This window comes from Gammaproteobacteria bacterium (ex Lamellibrachia satsuma) (assembly GCA_019623805.1).
Classification (GTDB): domain Bacteria; phylum Pseudomonadota; class Gammaproteobacteria; order Chromatiales; family Chromatiaceae; genus QGON01.
Genome location: CP053680.1, coordinates 3828092 through 3846143, shown reverse-complemented (window position 1 = coordinate 3846143; position 18052 = coordinate 3828092). Strand labels below are relative to the sequence as shown.

The window sequence follows — 18052 nt, the reverse complement described above, 5'->3', positions numbered from 1 at the left end:
GTTTGACTCCGACCGCCAGGGATGGCGGAAGTGTCGGTTTGGCCCGGAGCATTCACCGACCGACCCCTGGCACAAAAAGAATCAGGCTTCGCTGTTTTTCAGTAGCTCCTCCGCTTCCTCGACAGTTCCACTGGAATAGAATCGTTCCTTGAACTGCAACACCAGGCCATAGATCACCGGCAGTACCAGCAAGCAGAGCACGGTGACACTCACCATGCCCCCCACCATCGGGGCGGCTATACGTTGCATCACCTCGGAACCGGTGCCGGTGCTCCAAAGGATCGGCAGCAGGCCGGCGATGATGGCGGTGGCAGTCATGGCGATGGGACGCACCCGCTCCGCCGTGCCCTGGAGCACCGCGTCCATCAGTTCGGTTTTGGTCAGACAGCCTGCCTCACCCAGACTGGTCCTCTGGTGGCGCGCCTCCGCCACCGCCTGATCGATGAATGTCAGCACCAGCACACCAATCTCCGCCGCCACCCCGGCCAGGGCGATGAAACCCACCACCACCGCCACCGACAGGTTGAAGCCGTACCAGTAGACCAGCCAGATGCCGCCGATCAGGCCGAAGGGGATGGAGAGCATCACCACCAGCGGCGAACTGAGATTGCCGAAATTGAAGAAGAGCAGCAGGAAGATGATCAACAGCGTCGCCGGTACTACGATGCGCAACCGCTCCTCAGCCCGCTCCATGTACTCGAACTGTCCCGACCAGACCAGGGCATAACCCGGCGGAATCTTCACCTGCTCACTCACGGTCTTCTTGGCCACTGCCACATATCCGCCAATATCCGAGGTGCTGATATCGACATAGATCCAGGCGTTGGGCCGGGCGTCCTCACTCTTGATTACCGGCGGCCCCCGGCGCAGATGGATCTCGGCTACCAGGGCCAGAGGGATGGATTCACCGCCGGGAGTGGGAATCAGCACCCGCTTGAGCCGCGCCGGATCATCACGCAGCTCTCTCGGGTAACGCACGTTGATCGGATAGCGCTCCAGCCCCTCAACCGTGCGGGAGACGTTCATGCCACCGATGGCGGACTGGATCACATCCTGCACATCGCCCAGGGTGAGTCCGTAGCGGGCCGCCTCTTTGCGGTCGATGTCGAAGTCGAGGTAGTAACCCCCAACCGCCCGATCACCGAAGGCGGAGACCGTATCGGGCACCGTCTTCATAACCCGCTCGATCTCTTTCGACAGGGACTCCAGCACTCCGAGATCCGGCCCACTGACCTTGATCCCAATCGGGGTCTTGATGCCGGTGGAGAGCATGTCGATACGGGTCTTGATCGGCATGGTCCAGCTGTTGGACAGCCCTGGGAACTTTATCGTCCCATCCATCTCGTTCATCAGTTCTTTGGTCGTCTTGGTGGGATCGGGCCACTCTTCTCGCGGCTTCAGCCGAATCGTGGTCTCCAGCATCGCCAGGGGCGCCGGGTCAGTGGCGGTCTCGGCCCGGCCCACCTTGCCGTAGACCGTCGCCACCTCCGGAAAGCTGGCAATGATCTTGTCGGTCTGCTGCAACAGCTCCCTGGCCTTGGCGATGGAGATACCGGGATAGGTGGTGGGCATGTAGAGGATGTCCCCTTCATCCAGTGGCGGCATGAACTCACTGCCCAGCTGCTGCAATGGCTGGACAGTAAAACCCAGCAGCGCAACCGCCCCGACCAGGGTCAACCAGCGCACCCGGATCGCCAATGACAATAGCGGACGATGCAGCAGATGGAGCAGGCGATTGATGGGATTTTTCGCCTCTGAGATGATCTTGCCACGGATGAAAAAACCCATCATCACCGGCACCAGGGTCACCGCCAGGATTGCCGAGGCGGCCATGGCATAAGTCTTGGTGAAGGCCAGGGGGCTGAACAGGCGGCCCTCCTGTGCCTGCAGGGTAAACACCGGCAGAAAGGAAACGGTGATGATCAGCAGCGAGAAGAAGAGCGCCGGCCCCACCTCTCGGGCGGAGTTGCCAATGGCCTGCCAACGCTCCCGGTCACTCAGCTTGCGGTCGAGCCGGTGGGCCATCTGTTCCAGATGTTTGTGGGCGTTTTCGATCATCACAATGGCGCCATCCACCATCGCACCGATGGCAATGGCGATACCGCCGAGAGACATGATGTTGGCATTGATACCCTGGGCCTGCATCACCATGAAGGCCATCAGGATACCCACCGGCAGGGTGAGGATCGCCACCAGCGCGGAGCGGGCGTGCAACAGGAATATGATGCAGACCAGTGAGACCACGATCGACTCCTCCAACAGCTTGTGCTGCAGGTTGTCCACCGCCCGCTGGATCAGATCGGAGCGGTCATAGACCGGCACGATCTCCACCCCGTCCGGCAGCCCAGCCTTCAACGATTCCAGTTTCTCCTTTACCCGCTGAATCGTGGTCAGGGCATTTTCGCCAAAACGCATCACCACCACACCACCGGCAGTCTCACCCTCGCCGTTCAACTCGCCCACGCCACGGCGCAGCTCCGGCCCCAGCTGCACCTGGGCGATATCCCGCAAGCGCACAGGGGTCCCCCGGCCATCCACCGCCACCGGTATCTCCCGCAGGTCATCCAGGCTCTTGATATAGCCACGAGCCCGCACCATGTACTCGGTCTCGGTCATCTCCACCAGCCGCCCACCCACGTCGTTGTTGGAACGTTTGATGGCGTGTTTCACCTTGTCCAGGGTGATGCCGTAAGCGGCCATGGCATTGGGGTCCACTTCCACCTGGTACTGCTTCACGAAACCACCGATGCTGGCCACCTCGGCCACCCCGGGCACCGTCTGCAGGGGGTAGCGCAGATACCAGTCCTGGATCGAACGCAGCTGGGAGAGGTCCTGATTGCCGCTGCGATCCACCAAGGCGTATTCGTAGACCCAGCCGACCCCGGTGGCATCCGGTCCCAGAGTGGGGTTGATCCCATCAGGGAGTCGACTGGTGACGTAGTTGAGCTGCTCCAGCACCCGGGAGCGGGCCCAGTAGAGGTCGGTCCCATCCTCGAAGATGATGTAGACGAAGGAGAGACCGAAGAAGGAGTAGCCCCGCACCGTTTTGGCGTAGGGCACCGAGAGCATGGCGCTGGTCAGCGGATAGGTGACCTGCTCCTCCACCACCTTGGGGGCCTGGCCGGGAAATTCGGTGAAGACGATCACCTGCACATCCGACAGATCCGGGATGGCATCCAGCGGGGTCTGTTTCACCGCCCAGACACCCGCCGCCAACAGTAGCAGGCTGCTGATGATGATCAGGAAACGGTTGCGCAGGGAACCGTTGATGATCCACTCAATCATGGCTTGCTCCCTTCATCCAGGGAAAAGCCACTCATATCCATCGCATCGGAACCGCTGCTATCGAGGCGCATCGCATCCATCGACATGTCAGGTGCGTCCATGGACATCCCCTGCATATCCATATCCGCCCCACCGACAGACTGATCGGCCTTGACCGCCTCCAGCATCTTGGCAGTGGCCTCACGCAGCTTGGACTCGGAATCGATCAGAAACAGAGCAGAGGCCACCACCTCTTCACCGGCGTTCACTCCATCGAGCACCTGCACCCAACCCTCGCTATTCTGACCCAGGGTCACCGTTCGTGGCTCGAATTTGCCCGGTGCACGCACCACGAAGACCTGCTCCCGTTCACCGGAACGCACAATCGCAGAATCCGGCACCACCACCGCATCCTTCTGCAACCCGGTATTGAGGGTCACATCGGCGAACATATCCGGCTTCAGGGCCAGTTGCGGGTTCTCCAGCTCCAGACGCACCTTGATGGTCCGGGTTCTTGCCTCCGCATAGGGGTAGATATAGGAGACGATACCCTCGAAGGTCCGGCCCGGCATGCTCTTCAGGGTTAGCTGCGCCTTGTCTCCGATACGCACCCAGGGCAGCTCATGTTCATAGACATCGACCTGCACCCATACCCTGGTGAGGTCGGCAAGTCGGTAGAGTTCGCTCTTGGGGGTCACATACTCCCCCTCGCTCACATTCAGCTTCATCACGATGCCGTCGAAGGGGGAGTGGACGTGCAGTGCCTTGAACGTCTTACCGCTCTGTTCCAACTCCCGAATCTGGTGTTCCGGCACATCCAGCAGCTGTAGCCGCTCGCGGGAGATCTCTGCCATCTGACGGGCGCCCTCGCGGATATCGGGATACTCACTCTCACCCAATGTCTTCAGATTGCGCAGCGCCAGCAGATACTCATGCTGGCTGCTGACCAACTTGGGGGAGTAGATGGAGAAGAGGATGTCATCCTTCCTGACCGGCTCCCCTGTCTTGTTGATAAAGAGTTTTTCGATCCAACCCTCGGTCTTGGGGTGCAGACGGGTGATGCGGGTCTCATCGGCAATCACCCGGCCCAGCGCCCGTACCGAGCGCGAAAAGGCCTGACGTTTGGCCGTGACGGTGCGCACACCGATATTCTGCACCGTCACCGGGTCGATCTTCACCGTGCCGGCCGGTTCATCCGCTGCCCCGCCGTCATCCGCATAGACCGGCAGATAGTCCATGCCCATCTCATCCTGGGTAAAGACCGGAGAGGTAATTGCGGGATTCATGGGATTACGCCAGAACAGGGGTTTCTTCCCCTCCGCCTTAACCGGCGCTGCAACCGCAGCCTCCACACCAAGCACTGTCCAGGGTATCTGCAACGGGTAACCACTCAACCAAACTCCAGCACCTATGCCAACCAGCAGTGCGACCGTGAGACCTATCAGGTATTTATTCATGATTTTTTCTCCCCACCGACCGCAGCCAGCAAACGCGCCTCCGCCTGTTTGGCTTGGCTCAGTGCCTTCCAGTAGGCGATACGAAAGTTGTTCAATTTGATCTGTGTGCGAACCAGGGTGAGGAAATCCACCTTGTCCACCTGATAACCGGCAAGCATGGAGGCCACCGCCTGTTCGGTCTGTGGGATGATTCCTTTGAGCAGCAGACGGGCTTGCTCCCGGCCCTGTTCATAGTCCGCCAGCGCCCGCTCCACCTGTTCGCGGATCTCATGCCGGGCATCATCCAGGGCATAGCGGGCCTCCATCCGTTCACTGTTGCGCTGATCCACCTCCCGGTTCTGTTTATCGCCCTGATAGATCGGCAGGTTGAGGCTGACACCGATGGAGAGAAAATCGCTGCGGGATGAGCCGTCCGGATTGTTTCCACCGCGCAGGCCGTAGGCCCCCTTGATGGTGAAATCGGGATAGTTCCCCCTACGCGCCAGCTCCAGACGCCGATCTGAGGCATCCAGCGAATGTTGCTTCATACTCAGCAGGGGACGCACAACCAGAGCCTGCTGCAGCCACGCATCTTCACCCTCCAGATCCGCCAGCTCAGGGGGATCTATTAGCTCCAGCTCCACTGATGAGCCGCCTGGATGGGCCATCAGGGCTTGCAGGCGGGCTGCCTCACTGCGGCGCATGCCCCGCAGGCGTACCGCCCGTTCCAGCTGGCCTGAAAGCTCCACCTGTGCCAGCAGCACATCCTGCTGCAGTCCCTCCCCCACCCGGTATTTGACCTGCACCACCTGGACGAAAGAGCGCAACCGCGACTGATTGTCCTCTACGGTGGCCAAGGCGCGATCCAGGTAGAAGAGGTTCCACCAGCTGCGCCTCACATCGCGGACCAGCATCAGCCGCGCCTCGCGGGCTTTATCCTGCTTGCCCAAGGCCGCCAAGCGTGCCGCTTCGGCACGCAGTTCAAGCTTGCCGGACCAGGGCAGTTTCTGGCTGATGCCGACCTGAAATTGGGTCATGGCTTCCTGGGTCAGATCAAAACTGTCCAGGGGAAGATTGGCGGCATTGAAGGACAACACAGGATCGGCCAAGGCGCCAACCTGACTCGGCCGCTGGGCAGCAGCTTCTGCCCTGGCCTCTATCTCAGCGAGACCCGGATTACCTTGTAACGCCAGGCTCACCGCCTGGTCGATCGACAAAGTACCGGCCGCCTGGCTGTTCTGCCAGACCATACCGCACACAAAGAGAAGGGCGGCACGCACCCGGCGTTGCGAAAAAGAGATCATTGATGGAAACCTGCTGTTTGATTCGGGATTGGCAGCAGGGGTTTCCTCACCCCAAGCAAATTCGAGTCGTCCTGGCGGACGCTAAAACATCAGGGGGTGGAGAACGGGATGCTGCCTGCTGAAACGATCGTCAGACAACAGGAGGTATCAGATACGCAGGCAGCAGAAACTCAGGCGTGGGGGTATTGGAACTGGCGGGGCCGGGAAGGAGAACAGAATCTCATCGCGGGGTGGCCCCCTTACCGGGCGCAGGTCCCCCAGATCTTTGGAGACCAGAACCGGCTGATCGATGCGCTCAAAGGTCAGGAGATTGGAATCGCGCTGCGGCAGAACCTGCTGCAGATTGAGATGAGCGGTGTCACAACGACACAGAGTGTCCACCATCTTGGGCATCTGGCAATGCTGATCATCACTCATGACCTTATGGGAGTCCTCTCCCATCGGCATGGAGTGCTGCCCAAAAGCCGCCAAGGCACCCTGCCCCCAGGACAACAGCAATACCACCACCAGCATCCAGGTGGTCAATCGAAGACTGTTGTCGCGGACAAATGACATCTTAAGGCTTCTTACTTCCCAAGGTTTTCATATGTTCAGTTAAAGACACTGCTGGCAACGAATGGTTCCGCCGCTGAGCACTGGATTTGAACAGACATCATGGCCAGTCACAAGTCTATTCCATCCCTATCGACTCACGGTCGACTTACCTGACAAATGCGAACAGCGATACATCACCTACCCTTCTACTTGGGTGGTTTATTACAACAGGCGGGAGGTGGCGCATTTGCATTGTCTCTGGCATTGGTATCGGAAAATTGAAACCAATTACCCTTGAACCGGCTCCACCAACTATCCAATGGCGGAAAGCCGGTGTTTTCCAACACATCGGCAATCACCTGGTAGGCCGATTGAGTGGCGTCGTAACGCACAATGACCTGATGTTTTTCCACATCGGTGGCCACCTTACAAACTCCCGGCAAGGCGCTGACCGCACGTTCCACTACCATCGCATCAGCAGCATGCACCAGTGCCGGTATTTTAATCCTGTGCCTGACTTCCCAGGTGCCTACAGGTTTCATGGGGTCTTGTGCTTTCGCCATTTAGTCCACAACACTCCCCCCCACCACCCCGCGTACACGAAGGAGACGGGAACGCACCTCTTTCGCCAGATCGGCCACGTCATCCCGATCCACCAGACTCAGGACCGCTTCCGGATCCATAAATGCAACTGTGATTGCACCATCCTCCTCTTCACGGATCACCACATTGCACGGCAGCAGCAGACCAATATCGGGCTCTGCATCGATTGCCTGATTTGCCAGGGTTGGGTTGCAAGCGCCCAGGATTTTGTAGGGACGTTTCTCCAAACCGAGTTTTTTCTTCAGCGTAGCCTGGACATTGATCTCGGTCAGGATGCCGAATCCCTCTTCTTTCAGGGCATCGACCAACTTCGCCTCGATCTCGTTAATGTTTCCCGTCAGTCGGGTTGAAAAGCTGTACATGATTATCTTTCCTCTCTTGGTTTGTTGATAAAAACTATAGCGTCCTCAGGAAACGGATAATCTTCCAGCGATCCTTTTCGCTGAGTGAATCCTTGAAGGCCGGCATAGCCGTATTGAATCGCTTGCCACCCTCGCTGATGGTCCAGAAGAGATAGTTGTCTCTGGCCATCATGCGCATCTTCATGAAGGCATTAAGATTGGAGGGACGGGGCGAAAGCTCCTCGGCGGCTGGCCCGTTTCCATAACCCAGTTTACCGTGACAGACAGCGCAGTTGGCCTGGAAGAGCTGCCCGCCCTCAACTACCACCTCATCGGATGCAGACAATGGATTTCGCATATCTCTGTAGGGTTCAGGAACCCCCACCATCATGCCTTGGTGGTGCCTGCCCATGCTGTGGTTCATCATCATGTCGGCAGCCAACGTGGCACCAGTCACCAACAGCAGAACCAGCACACTCAATCCAAATTTTCCTCTTGGTCTATTCAAAGCGGTTTTCCTCCAGCACTGAAGATCACCGTACAGTGATGGTAATCTTTTCGGAGAGCAGAGGCGGATCCTGGGGTTCGTGTTGCTCATCGCCCAACAATAACTGGAGCGTATGTCTACCGGGTGGCAGCTCCAGCAGAGTTTCAGTCTCCCCTTCATCAAAATGCATGTTATGTGCATCCCTTGGTATCGTCTCATCCATATCCGGTGTCTGATCCAAATCCACAAGAAGGTGATGATGGCCTGCAGTGTGCCGGCGCTTGCCCTTGGTCCCGGCAGGGGTGATACCGAAACCCTTGATGCCGAATTTCACTTTAAACGGACTCTTCACCACTTCTCCATCCGTAAGACCAACAAAATAGATCTTTGCCTCTTCCGGTGGCGAATGCGCCCCCGAGATGGGTGTCGCCAGCAGCAGTGCCATTGCCAGAACGGATGTGATGGCGGAAACAAGCCTCTTCTTATTCATCTCTATCTCCTACTGGTTCCGGCTGGCATAGACGGTGGCTTTCCCGTTTTCCTGAATAGTCACAACGTTATATGGATCTTTCCTCGGCCCTTCCATCCCTGGCGAACCCATGGGCATGCCGGGTACGGCAAGACCTTTGATCGGCGGTTTCTCTTTCAACAGGCGGGCAACTACATCCGCAGGCACGTGTCCCTCTATGATATATCCCCCGACCTTGGCGGTATGACAGGATTGCATGTTGCGCGGCACGCCAAGCTCTGTTTTGATCGAACTCATATTGCTCTGGTTGTGTACCTCCACCGAATAGCCATTCTCTTTCATATGGCTGACCCAATCTTTGCAGCAACCGCAGGTCGGACTTTTGTAGACCACTACATCAGCCGCCTCAGCGGGTTGCTGGCTGAACAGTACGCCACCCGCAACCAGCGTGATCCCGGTCAGCAACCAACCAGCAAGTTTTCCGTAAAAGGGTGATTTCTTCGACTTCTTAATATTTGTCTTTGGCATGATTTTTTCCTCTGTGATTATCAGCCTTTATTACTGGACTGTATTGGTTTACCGGCCTGAGCATTCCGCTCGTGCCACACGCGATAGATCTCATCGGACCAGTGAGTCTGTACCCAGGCCAGAATGTCATCGATCTGTCTATTGCTCAGTATGTCAGCGAAGCTCGGCATAGTTCCGCCGAGAGGAATGCCTCCCCGTTGCACGGTTCGGCGCAACACGGATAGCGGATGGTGCCAGGTATGAGCGGCACCATTCAGGGGTGGAGGTGGATATTTGCCATCGGGCAGCGGTTCTTTCCAGTTCGGCGTGCCCGATGCGTCCGGCATGTGGCAGCTAGCGCAATTCGTCTGGAACAGTACATTGCCCCTCGCAACCTGCTCCTGGTTGTACCAACGCTGAACGGATGGAGATACTGGCGGCGAAACAACCGCTTTTTCGATGCTGGCCACTGCATCCTGCTGCTCGCTGCAACCGGCCAATACAACCAGTCCCATCAGCGGCAACAGGCTCAACAATCTTCTCTTCATTACTCTCTCTCCCGTTGTCTGGCGGCAGGGATCAAATTCAAAATTAACTCCAACTTCTTCATCACCAATCAGAACCAGGCGCGGATACCGGCAACAATCTGAGCATCGCTGGTATTCTCACCTTCATCTCTGGCAAAGTCGGCAGTCTGGCCGAATTTCCCTGTCCAGTTGACACCTATGTAGGGAGCAAACTCCCGCCGTATCTCGTAGCGCAACCGCAGCCCCAACTCCATATCGGAGGGACCGGAACCGACGCCGATCACTTCGACATCCTTGCTGTAGAGATTCATCTCGACCTCTGGCGACAGGATCAACTTCTGCGTGAACATATATTCGTATTCTGCATCCAAGCGAGCTCCGATCTGCCCTGACTCACCGATAAAGATGCCGGCATCCACCTCGAACAGATAGGGCGCCAGGCCTTTGAAACCGAAGGCCAGGAAGTCCCGGTTCGGATCCGGTTTTATATCCCGTCGCCAGCCAACCTGGAGATCCCAAAATGGTGCGATGGCGCGGCTATAGAGGAACTGCACTTCAGCCTCCTCAGTTTCGCCATTCACGCGCTCCACTTCTGTCTTGAACCAGAACTTGTTGAGGTCGTATCCAATCCAGGCGTCCGCTTCCAGCACCAGCGGATTGGAACCACTCGTACCCCTGGTCTCCAGTTTGTCGATCATCACCTGGTAGACCAGAGGATCATCTGCTCCACCAGCAAAAACGGGGTTGGATAATCCGATCGCCATCAACGCAGCCAATGTCTTTTTCATCATTTATTTCCTCCTCAACTGACGACGACGGTGCGGAACATGCCGAGCATGTGATAGAGCAGATGGCAGTGATAAGCCCAGCCTCCCTCCGCATCCACGGTGACCCGATAACTGATGCGGGAACCCGGCTGCACGATCACGGTGTGTTTGCGCGGGATGAAGTTGTTGTCACCGGTCTCCAGGTCACTCCACATGCCATGCAGATGCATCGGGTGGTTCATCATGGTGTCGTTGACGAAGGTGATGCGCAGGCGTTCGCCCAGTTTCCAGCGTAGGGGTTCGGCGTCGCTGTGTTTGACGCCGTTGACGGACCACATGTAACGGCCCATGTTGCCTGTGAGGTGGAGTTCGATCTCACGATCCGGATCACGGTGATCATGGGTGGTGTGCAGGTTTTTCAGATCCGCATAGGTCAGCACACGACGGCCGTTGTTACGCAGGCCGACACCGGGATCATCCAGCCGGTACTGGGGAGCGTCCGCCCGCATGTCCACATGAGGGCCGTATTCCGTTGAAGCGTGATGTACAGGTTTGGCGGTGAAGTCTGATGGGTTGGGCTTCATGGCCGGTTTCGCGGATGGCATCGGAGCCATCTGCATGCCACCCATATCCATATCGCCAGACATCTGCATCCCCGGCATCATCTTCCCGTCAGGCATCTGGTGCTGGCTGTGGTCCATGCCCGACATGTCATGCCCGGCATGGTTCATCATGTTCATGCCCATGTCGTCATGCCCCAGATTCGGTACCGGATCCATTTCGGGGATCGAGGCCGTCAATGAGGGATCGGGCGTCAGGGTGCCCCTGGCATAACCAGAGCGTGCGATATCCTGGGCGAAGATAGTGTAAGCCGTGTCATCTTTGGGCTCGACGATGACATCATAGGTCTCCGCCACACCCATGCGGAACTCATCTACGGAAACCGGCTCGATATGCTGACCATCCGCTGCCACCACGGTCATCTTCAGACCGGGAATGCGCACGTCGAAGAAGGTCATGGCAGAACCGTTGATGAAACGCAGGCGAACCTTTTCACCTTTTCTGAACAGCCCGCTCCAGCCTTCCGCCGGGGTCTGGCCATTGGTCAGGAAGGTGTAGGTATAGCCGGTCACATCCGACAGATCGCGCTGGCTCATGCGCATCTGATTCCACATCTTGCGGTCATTCCAGGTGGCCGTCAGTCCCTTCTCCTTGATGTCCTTCATCAGGTCCGCGTGGGTGCGCTCATTGAAGTTGTAGTAGTGGCTGAGCTTTTTCAGTTTGGCATAGACGTTGGTGGGATCTTCATCGGTCCAGTCGGAGAGCATCACCACGTAGTCACGATCATAGGTGTAGGGTTCAGGCTCCCCGGGATCGATGATGATGGGGCCGTAGAGACCAGTCTGCTCCTGAAACCCGGAGTGGCTGTGGTACCTGTAGGTGCCGCTCTGGGTCACGGGAAACCGGTAGGTGAAGGTTTCACCGGGTTTGATACCTTTAAACCCTGTTGCAATGTCCGGCACCCCGTCCATGGCACTCGGCAGGATAATGCCGTGCCAGTGAATGGAGCTGGTCTCTCGCAACAGGTTGGTCACCCGCAACGTCACGGTATCGCCCTCTCGCCAACGAAGAATCGGCGCCGGCAGTGAACCATTGACGGTCGTGCCAATTTGCGCGGCACCAGTGAAGTTGATTGCCTGCTCACCAATGGTCAGATTGAAATCGGTGCCGCGCAGGGTTTCAGGCCCCTGCTGTTTCATGACGGCGGCCAGCGCGCTGGACCCCAGCCCCAGCCCAGCGAAGGCGCCACCCATCGCCACACCTTGTACAAATCGGCGGCGCGTCAGACACACCCCCTTGATCGGGTCGTTAATACTACTCATGGAGTTAATCTTCCTCTGCAAATCAACGGCAAAGTGATAGCCGCTGACTATTTAGTCAACAAACAGTTGTCAGGTGATCTCTGATAAATCAGCGATCAGCAGCAAGGAAGTCAGGCCCTGGGCGGGCGGAAGAGAGAAGAGGAGAGTTGGCTTACAAAGCCCTTTTCTGCCCTGGGCAAAACAGGCGTTGCGGCAAGATGGGTGGGAAGTAAGAAAACCGGCAGCAGCGCAAGCACGCAGGATGCGCACTGACCGGATGAGCAGCTATGGTTGGCACAGCCATCGTCAGCATTACACTGCTCACAATCGTGGGCCGTTTGGTCCATAACCATGCCGCTATCAAACATATCCGACATCTGATGCACGCTCCCCTCCCGGTCAGGGGAAGCGGCAAAACCGGCCATCGCACCCTGCAACGGAGATAACCCCAGCAAAAGTGTCAGGAGCAGAGCCAGAAATTTGTCAGACAGTCGAGGCATATTTAGATAATACTGAGATTCATTCTTATTTCAATCATTTTTCTGGCAGTCAATTTTCAAAAAAGTTCCATCTCTTTTGTCGGTCAGAGGCCGGAGTCAAACCGAATGCAATAACAGGATTGACTTCGTTTCTCTGGAAGAGATGCCTCACCGCCTTGCCGTCACATCTTGAGGCCCGTAACATCTGGTCTCTACCGGAAACGGATCTTTCAAACCGACCGGGAGATGAGACCAGGATGCAAAAGAACCCATCAAGCACAAACGGACAGGAGGTCCAGATGCCGTCAAGGATTCAGACAACACTGCGACAATATTTCGGTTTCACCGAACCACGCCCCGGTCAACAGGAAGTGATGCAGCATCTGTTGGAAGGCCATTCGGCCGCAGCCGTCTTCCCTACCGGTGGCGGCAAATCGCTCTGTTACCAACTGCCCGCGCTGCTGCTGCCCGGGGTGACCCTGGTGGTCTCGCCTCTGATCGCCCTGATGAAAGACCAGATCGATGCACTCACTGCACGAGGCATCAGCGCACGCCGGCTCGATTCCAGTCTCAGTGCCGACGAATACCGGGAGGTGATGGCGCAGCTCAGAAGCGGCACCCTGCGTCTGCTCTACGTGGCCCCCGAGCGTTTCAACAACGAACGATTCCGCGAGACCCTGCGCCGGATCGACATCTCCCTGCTCGCCGTGGACGAGGCCCACTGCATCTCCGAATGGGGCCACAACTTCCGCCCCGACTATCTCAAGCTGGCGGGATTCGCCCGGGAGTTCGGCGCCGAACGCATCCTGGCCCTAACCGCCACCGCCACGACACCGGTGCTTGAGGATATCTGCCGGCTCTTTGCAATCGGCCCGGAATGTGCCATCCGCACCGGATTCTACCGCCCCAACCTCACCATCGAGACCACACCGGTGGATGCCACGGAACGCGACCGGATACTGCTTGATGCCATCAGGGAGGCACCAACCGGATCCGGCATTGTCTATGTCACCCTGCAAAAGACAGCAGAGGCGGTGGCCACTATCGCCTTCGGCATGGGGGTGGACAAGGCCGATATTCGTGCCATCTATCACTACAACCTGCCCAAGAGCCTGGAGAACTACTCCCAGGAGATCGGCCGCGCCGGGCGTGACGGACAACCCGCCCTCTGCAAGATGCTCGCCTGCGCCGACGACCTGAACGTGCTGGAGAATTTCATCTACGGTGACACCCCGGATGAGTCGGCACTTCACAGCCTGATCAACGACCTCTTCGACCAAGGTGACACCTTCGATGTCAGCCTCTACACCCTCTCGGCACTACACGACATCCGTCCCCTGGTACTGCGCACCCTGCTCACCTACCTGGAACTGGCAGGCTATCTGGAGGGTGGAATCCCCTTCTACGCCGATTACAGGTTCAAACCTCTGCTGAGTTCAGCAGAAATCCTCTCCCGTTTCGATGGCGAACGTCGAACTTTTCTCGCTGCCCTGTTTCGCCAGTCGGTCAAGGGCAGAATCTGGTTCAGCCTCGATCCGGCCCAGGCCGCCGCCAACCTGGAAACCACCCGGGAACGTATCATCAGCGCCCTCGACTGGCTGGGGGAACAGCAGTTACTGGAGGTTAAGGTGGCCGGCATCCGCCACCGCTACCGGCGTCTTCGTCAACCCAATCCCGCCCAGGAATTGGCCCACGAACTACACCAGCGCATGCTCAAACGAGAGAAGGCGGAGGTCCATCGCCTGCAACAGGTACTCGACCTGGTGGACCTGGACGGCTGTCAGACCAACGCCCTGTCAGCCCACTTCGGCGAACAGCGGGAGCAACCCTGTGGACACTGCAGCTGGTGCCGCCGGGGGAAACAAAGGATAGCGCCGCGCCGGACCGTTTCCATCAGCGATGGGATATGGCAGGAGGTTAGCAACCTGAAACAGGAACAGGGAGAAAGTCTTGCGGACGCACGCCTGCTGACCCGGCTTCTCTGTGGAATCACTTCCCCCCGGTTGAGCCGGGAGAAACTGACCGGGCATCCACTGTTCGGCAAGTTGGACCAGATGCCCTTTGACAAAGTACTCGTCTGGGCAGAAAAGCGTACAAACCGCTCCGACTGATTTGCCACTGCTCCCCAACCATGATCCACACTCTGAAAGACTTACGCGAACGCTTTGGCCCAGCCTGGCTTGAGCAAGGTTCCCGCTTCCTCAAGAATCATGCCGCCTTCATACCCCAGGTTCAGCGAGGGGGGGCGTTGATCACGGCACTGATCAACGCCGATCAACAGCGGTTACGGGTCTATGTCCGCGTACAAATGGATCCGGGCGAGAAGATCCAGATCAACGGGGAGTGCAGCTGTTCATCAGGACAGAATTGTTCACATGTGGCCGCTGTGCTGATCAAGGTATTGCTGGATGAGCAGGAGATACCAAGCGAGGCGCAGGAAACCAGAAAGGCTAAGCATCCATTGGGACGACCCATGGCGGGGTTGCTGGACTATCCGCCTGGAGTGCATCAGCGCCTGACCTATCTCCTCCGCCCCGACCCGGTTGATCCTACACGGATAGAAGTTGAGACCCGTTGCGCCCGGGCACTGAAAAACGGCGGTTACGTGGAGGATCGTATCTATGAACCCGCTTGGGCTCAGCGGGGAACACCTCCACGTTTTCTGCTTCAGACCGATCTCGATATTCTGGCTGGCCTGAATCAGGGGGGAGAGGCAAAGCCGTCGCTCAAGGGTAAGTCAGGTGAACAGCTGCTGCGCGCCATGCTGGAGACCGGGCGTTGCCATCTGGGACATGTTTCCGGGAAGACTCTGCGTCTGGGCAAGCCACAATCTGCAACCCCCTGCTGGGAAGTGGATTCCATCGGCAATCAACGGATCAGATGGCATGAACGCGCCACCATTTTCCTCGCCTCTCTCTGGTGTCTGGAGTCTGATCGATGCACCCCCTTGGCGAGTGATCTGCCCGGCGCCTTGGTAGAGGCGCTGGCCGCCATGCCACCCGTGACCCCGGAACAGGTTCCCAAGGTAACGGCCGACCTGCAAAAGCACTTTCCTGACACCACCCTACCCCCCTTGCGACAGATCAGGGTTGAGCGGCGTCCCCCTGTGGCGCCCCGGCCCTGCCTGCACCTCTGCGGACCGGAGATGCCCCTGGCCTGCCTCTCATTCAAGTATCACGAAATCCGCATCGGCACCCGGGGAGCGCCTATACAGTTCAAAGACGGCGCACAGGTACATCTGATCCGGGATGAACCCGCCGAGCAGCGCTGTATAGAGCAACTCATCACATTGGGTTTTCGCATCCATGAAGGTCAGAGCAGGGAGAGAGCAACCGACTGTTTTTCGCTTGCAGACGAGCCTCTCCCCTGGCTCGATTTTCAATCCCGTCAACTGCCGGAATGGGAGACGCAGGGTTGGCGGGTAACCTGTGACAAGGATTTCCCCCACCGCCTGGCCCGCCCGGACCACTGGTACAGTGAACTCGAACCCCTGGAAACGGGGGCGGATGGCTACGGTGTCAGCATCGGCATCGTTCTGGAGGGCCAGCGCATCAACCTGTTGCCAGCCCTGGTGCAGTGGCTGCACGAACTGCCACCGGACCGGCGCGGGGAGAGACTGGATGGGCTGATCCATGAGTGTGGGATGGCCGTACCCCTGGAAGACGGCCGCCACCTGCTCCTCTCCCAAAACCGCGTTCGCCGGATCATGGAGAGCCTGTTCGAGCTGCACGACAGCAGGCTCGACGAGATGCAGCGTCTACGGCTCAACCGCTTCCAGTTGGCCCGTTTGGCGGAACTGGACGAGTCACCGGACGGGGAACCCTTGCAATGGCTGGGCGCGGAAGCGTTACACAGCCTGGCAGAGACCCTACGCAACATCGGAGCCATCCCCGCCATAACGCCACCGGCGGGCCTGCGGGCAGAACTGCGTCCCTACCAGCAACGGGGACTGGACTGGCTGCAATTTCTGCGGACTCATCGACTGGGTGGCATACTGGCGGATGACATGGGACTCGGCAAGACTGTGCAGACCCTGGCTCATCTGCTGTACGAAAAAGAACAGGGGCAACTGGACAGGCCCAGCCTGGTGGTCGCCCCCACCAGCCTTATGGCCAACTGGCAGCGGGAGGCGCAACGCTTCGCTCCCGATCTGCGGACGCGGGTCCTGCACGGTCCCCAGCGGCATGAACTGTTCGAAGGAATGGGGGAACAGGATCTGCTGATCACCACCTATCCCCTGCTGCTGCGGGATCAGGACCGGCTACTGATCCAGGAGTATCACCTGCTGATCCTGGACGAGGCCCAGGCCATCAAGAATCCCAAGGCCAAGGTTGGCGCAATCGCACGCCAGCTCAATGCCAGACACCGGGTATGTCTGACCGGCACGCCGATGGAAAACCATCTGGGAGAACTCTGGTCCCTGTTCGATTTCCTGTTGCCCGGTCTGCTGGGAGAGGAGCATCAGTTCCGACGGCGTTGCCGTAAGCCGATTGAAAAATGGGGCGACGAGTATCAGGCCGACCGGCTGCGCCGCCGCATCCGACCCTTCCTGTTACGGCGCACCAAGCAGGCGGTGGCGCCGGAACTGCCGCCCAAGACCGAGATCCTGCGCACGGTGGTACTTGGGGAAACACAACGGGAACTCTATGAGGATATCCGTCAGAACATGTACCAACGGGTGCGTAAAGAGGTAGCTGAAAAAGGCCTCTCCCGCTGCGGCATCCTGATCCTCACCGCCCTGCTCAAGCTGCGTCAGGTATGTTGCGATCCACGCCTGATCAGCCCGGAAGAGCGGGGGCGGATCGAGGCCGGACACTCCGCCAAACTGGAACTGCTCATGGATCTGCTGCCGGAGATGATCGAAGAGGGTCGCCGCATCCTGCTCTTCTCTCAATTCACCTCCATGTTGGGACTGATCGAGCAGGCACTGCAGACGGCCGGTATCGACTATGTCCTGCTCACCGGCAGCACCCGCGATCGAGCCACCCCCATCGATCGTTTTCAGGCCGGCAAGGTGCCCCTGTTTCTCATCAGCCTCAAGGCCGGCGGCATGGGCCTCAATCTTACTGCAGCCGACACGGTCATCCATTATGATCCCTGGTGGAACCCGGCCGTGGAGCGCCAGGCCACCGACCGGGCCCACCGCATCGGTCAGGAAAATCCGGTATTTGTCTACAAGCTGATCAGCGAGGGTTCGGTAGAGGAACGGATCCAGTCCATGCAGGAACGCAAACAGGCACTGGCCGATGCACTCTATGACAGCACCGGCGCCGCCGATCCCCAATGGACCGAGCAAGACCTGAAAGCGCTGTTCGGGCCGTTGGTCTAAACCATGAAAGGTGGCCGCAAAGCGACAATCTGTGATACATAAGCGCTTACGCGGGGATTATTTCCTTTTGCTCGAGACGTAGGCACGATCAAGCATAGCGGATCGGGCGTTTTTGCTGAGCACTTCCCCCGAGTTCGGGATAA

15 protein-coding genes are annotated in these 18052 nt (G+C 58.2%); 2 read left to right on the top strand and 13 right to left on the bottom strand.

The genetic code is table 11. The annotated features are described in order from the left end of the window. Positions 1-81: 81 nt before the first annotated feature. The 13 genes from HPY30_16520 to HPY30_16460 all read right to left on the bottom strand — a co-directional run bounded on the left by HPY30_16520 (position 82) and on the right by HPY30_16460 (position 12601). Positions 82-3285: an efflux RND transporter permease subunit gene (locus tag HPY30_16520; GenBank protein ID QYZ67442.1), complete on the bottom strand. Its 3204-nt coding sequence runs from the start codon at positions 3283-3285 to the stop codon at positions 82-84. Then, positions 3282-4721: an efflux RND transporter periplasmic adaptor subunit gene (locus HPY30_16515; GenBank protein ID QYZ67441.1), complete on the bottom strand. Its 1440-nt coding sequence runs from the start codon at positions 4719-4721 to the stop codon at positions 3282-3284. The genes HPY30_16520 and HPY30_16515 overlap by 4 nt, the downstream gene beginning before the upstream one ends. Further along, entirely contained in the window at positions 4718-6004 is a 1287-nt protein-coding gene (locus HPY30_16510) for a TolC family protein (GenBank protein ID QYZ67440.1), read from the bottom strand. Before HPY30_16510 ends, HPY30_16515 begins: the two co-directional genes overlap by 4 nt. A 147-nt stretch (positions 6005-6151) precedes the next feature. Next, the gene (locus tag HPY30_16505) at positions 6152-6559 is read right to left on the bottom strand and encodes a hypothetical protein (protein ID QYZ67439.1); all 408 of its coding nucleotides are present in this window, start codon (positions 6557-6559) and stop codon (positions 6152-6154) included. Between the two features lie 185 nt (positions 6560-6744). Continuing rightward, positions 6745-7101, bottom strand: a complete 357-nt coding sequence (locus HPY30_16500) for a cation transporter (protein QYZ67438.1) — start codon at positions 7099-7101, stop codon at positions 6745-6747. Further along, positions 7102-7503 carry a DUF302 domain-containing protein gene (locus tag HPY30_16495; protein ID QYZ67437.1) on the bottom strand — a complete coding sequence of 134 codons (402 nt, stop codon included), beginning with the start codon at positions 7501-7503 and terminating at the stop codon, positions 7102-7104. Between the two features lie 34 nt (positions 7504-7537). After that, the gene (locus HPY30_16490) at positions 7538-7990 is read right to left on the bottom strand and encodes a cytochrome c (protein ID QYZ67436.1); all 453 of its coding nucleotides are present in this window, start codon (positions 7988-7990) and stop codon (positions 7538-7540) included. A 25-nt stretch (positions 7991-8015) separates the two neighbouring features. Continuing rightward, positions 8016-8459, bottom strand: coding sequence for a DUF4399 domain-containing protein (locus HPY30_16485; protein ID QYZ67435.1), 444 nt, complete (start codon positions 8457-8459; stop codon positions 8016-8018). Between the two features lie 9 nt (positions 8460-8468). Next, on the bottom strand, positions 8469-8966 hold the full coding sequence (locus tag HPY30_16480; GenBank protein QYZ67434.1) for a DUF411 domain-containing protein: 498 nt from the start codon (positions 8964-8966) through the stop codon (positions 8469-8471). Between the two features lie 20 nt (positions 8967-8986). Next, a complete protein-coding gene (locus HPY30_16475; protein ID QYZ67433.1) occupies positions 8987-9493 on the bottom strand; it encodes a cytochrome c in 507 nt (168 codons plus the stop codon). 68 nt (positions 9494-9561) lie between these two features. Continuing rightward, a complete protein-coding gene (locus HPY30_16470) occupies positions 9562-10260 on the bottom strand; it encodes a copper resistance protein B (GenBank protein QYZ68102.1) in 699 nt (232 codons plus the stop codon). Positions 10261-10274: 14 nt separating this feature from the next. Further along, a complete protein-coding gene (locus tag HPY30_16465; GenBank protein ID QYZ67432.1) occupies positions 10275-12122 on the bottom strand; it encodes a copper resistance system multicopper oxidase in 1848 nt (615 codons plus the stop codon). 110 nt (positions 12123-12232) lie between these two features. After that, on the bottom strand, positions 12233-12601 hold the full coding sequence (locus HPY30_16460; protein ID QYZ67431.1) for a hypothetical protein: 369 nt from the start codon (positions 12599-12601) through the stop codon (positions 12233-12235). A gap of 278 nt (positions 12602-12879) precedes the next feature. Here HPY30_16460 and HPY30_16455 point away from each other — a divergent pair, with 278 nt between their 5' ends. Further along, on the top strand, positions 12880-14691 hold the full coding sequence (locus tag HPY30_16455) for a RecQ family ATP-dependent DNA helicase (GenBank protein QYZ67430.1): 1812 nt from the start codon (positions 12880-12882) through the stop codon (positions 14689-14691). Positions 14692-14711: 20 nt separating this feature from the next. Continuing rightward, a complete protein-coding gene (locus tag HPY30_16450; protein ID QYZ67429.1) occupies positions 14712-17909 on the top strand; it encodes a DEAD/DEAH box helicase in 3198 nt (1065 codons plus the stop codon). Positions 17910-18052 lie beyond the last annotated feature (143 nt).

Bases quoted from the DNA above. Each gene is read 5' to 3' on its own strand.
- HPY30_16520 (QYZ67442.1), bottom strand. From the start codon at position 3,285: ATGATTGAGTGGATCATCAACGGTTCCCTGCGCAACCGTTTCCTGATC.
- HPY30_16515 (QYZ67441.1), bottom strand. From the start codon at position 4,721: ATGAATAAATACCTGATAGGTCTCACGGTCGCACTGCTGGTTGGCATA.
- HPY30_16510 (QYZ67440.1), bottom strand. From the start codon at position 6,004: ATGATCTCTTTTTCGCAACGCCGGGTGCGTGCCGCCCTTCTCTTTGTG.
- HPY30_16505 (QYZ67439.1), bottom strand. From the start codon at position 6,559: ATGTCATTTGTCCGCGACAACAGTCTTCGATTGACCACCTGGATGCTG.
- HPY30_16500 (QYZ67438.1), bottom strand. From the start codon at position 7,101: ATGGCGAAAGCACAAGACCCCATGAAACCTGTAGGCACCTGGGAAGTC.
- HPY30_16495 (QYZ67437.1), bottom strand. From the start codon at position 7,503: ATGTACAGCTTTTCAACCCGACTGACGGGAAACATTAACGAGATCGAG.
- HPY30_16485 (QYZ67435.1), bottom strand. From the start codon at position 8,459: ATGAATAAGAAGAGGCTTGTTTCCGCCATCACATCCGTTCTGGCAATG.
- HPY30_16480 (QYZ67434.1), bottom strand. From the start codon at position 8,966: ATGCCAAAGACAAATATTAAGAAGTCGAAGAAATCACCCTTTTACGGA.
- HPY30_16475 (QYZ67433.1), bottom strand. From the start codon at position 9,493: ATGAAGAGAAGATTGTTGAGCCTGTTGCCGCTGATGGGACTGGTTGTA.
- HPY30_16470 (QYZ68102.1), bottom strand. From the start codon at position 10,260: ATGAAAAAGACATTGGCTGCGTTGATGGCGATCGGATTATCCAACCCC.
- HPY30_16465 (QYZ67432.1), bottom strand. From the start codon at position 12,122: ATGAGTAGTATTAACGACCCGATCAAGGGGGTGTGTCTGACGCGCCGC.
- HPY30_16460 (QYZ67431.1), bottom strand. From the start codon at position 12,601: ATGCCTCGACTGTCTGACAAATTTCTGGCTCTGCTCCTGACACTTTTG.
- HPY30_16455 (QYZ67430.1), top strand. From the start codon at position 12,880: ATGCCGTCAAGGATTCAGACAACACTGCGACAATATTTCGGTTTCACC.
- HPY30_16450 (QYZ67429.1), top strand. From the start codon at position 14,712: ATGATCCACACTCTGAAAGACTTACGCGAACGCTTTGGCCCAGCCTGG.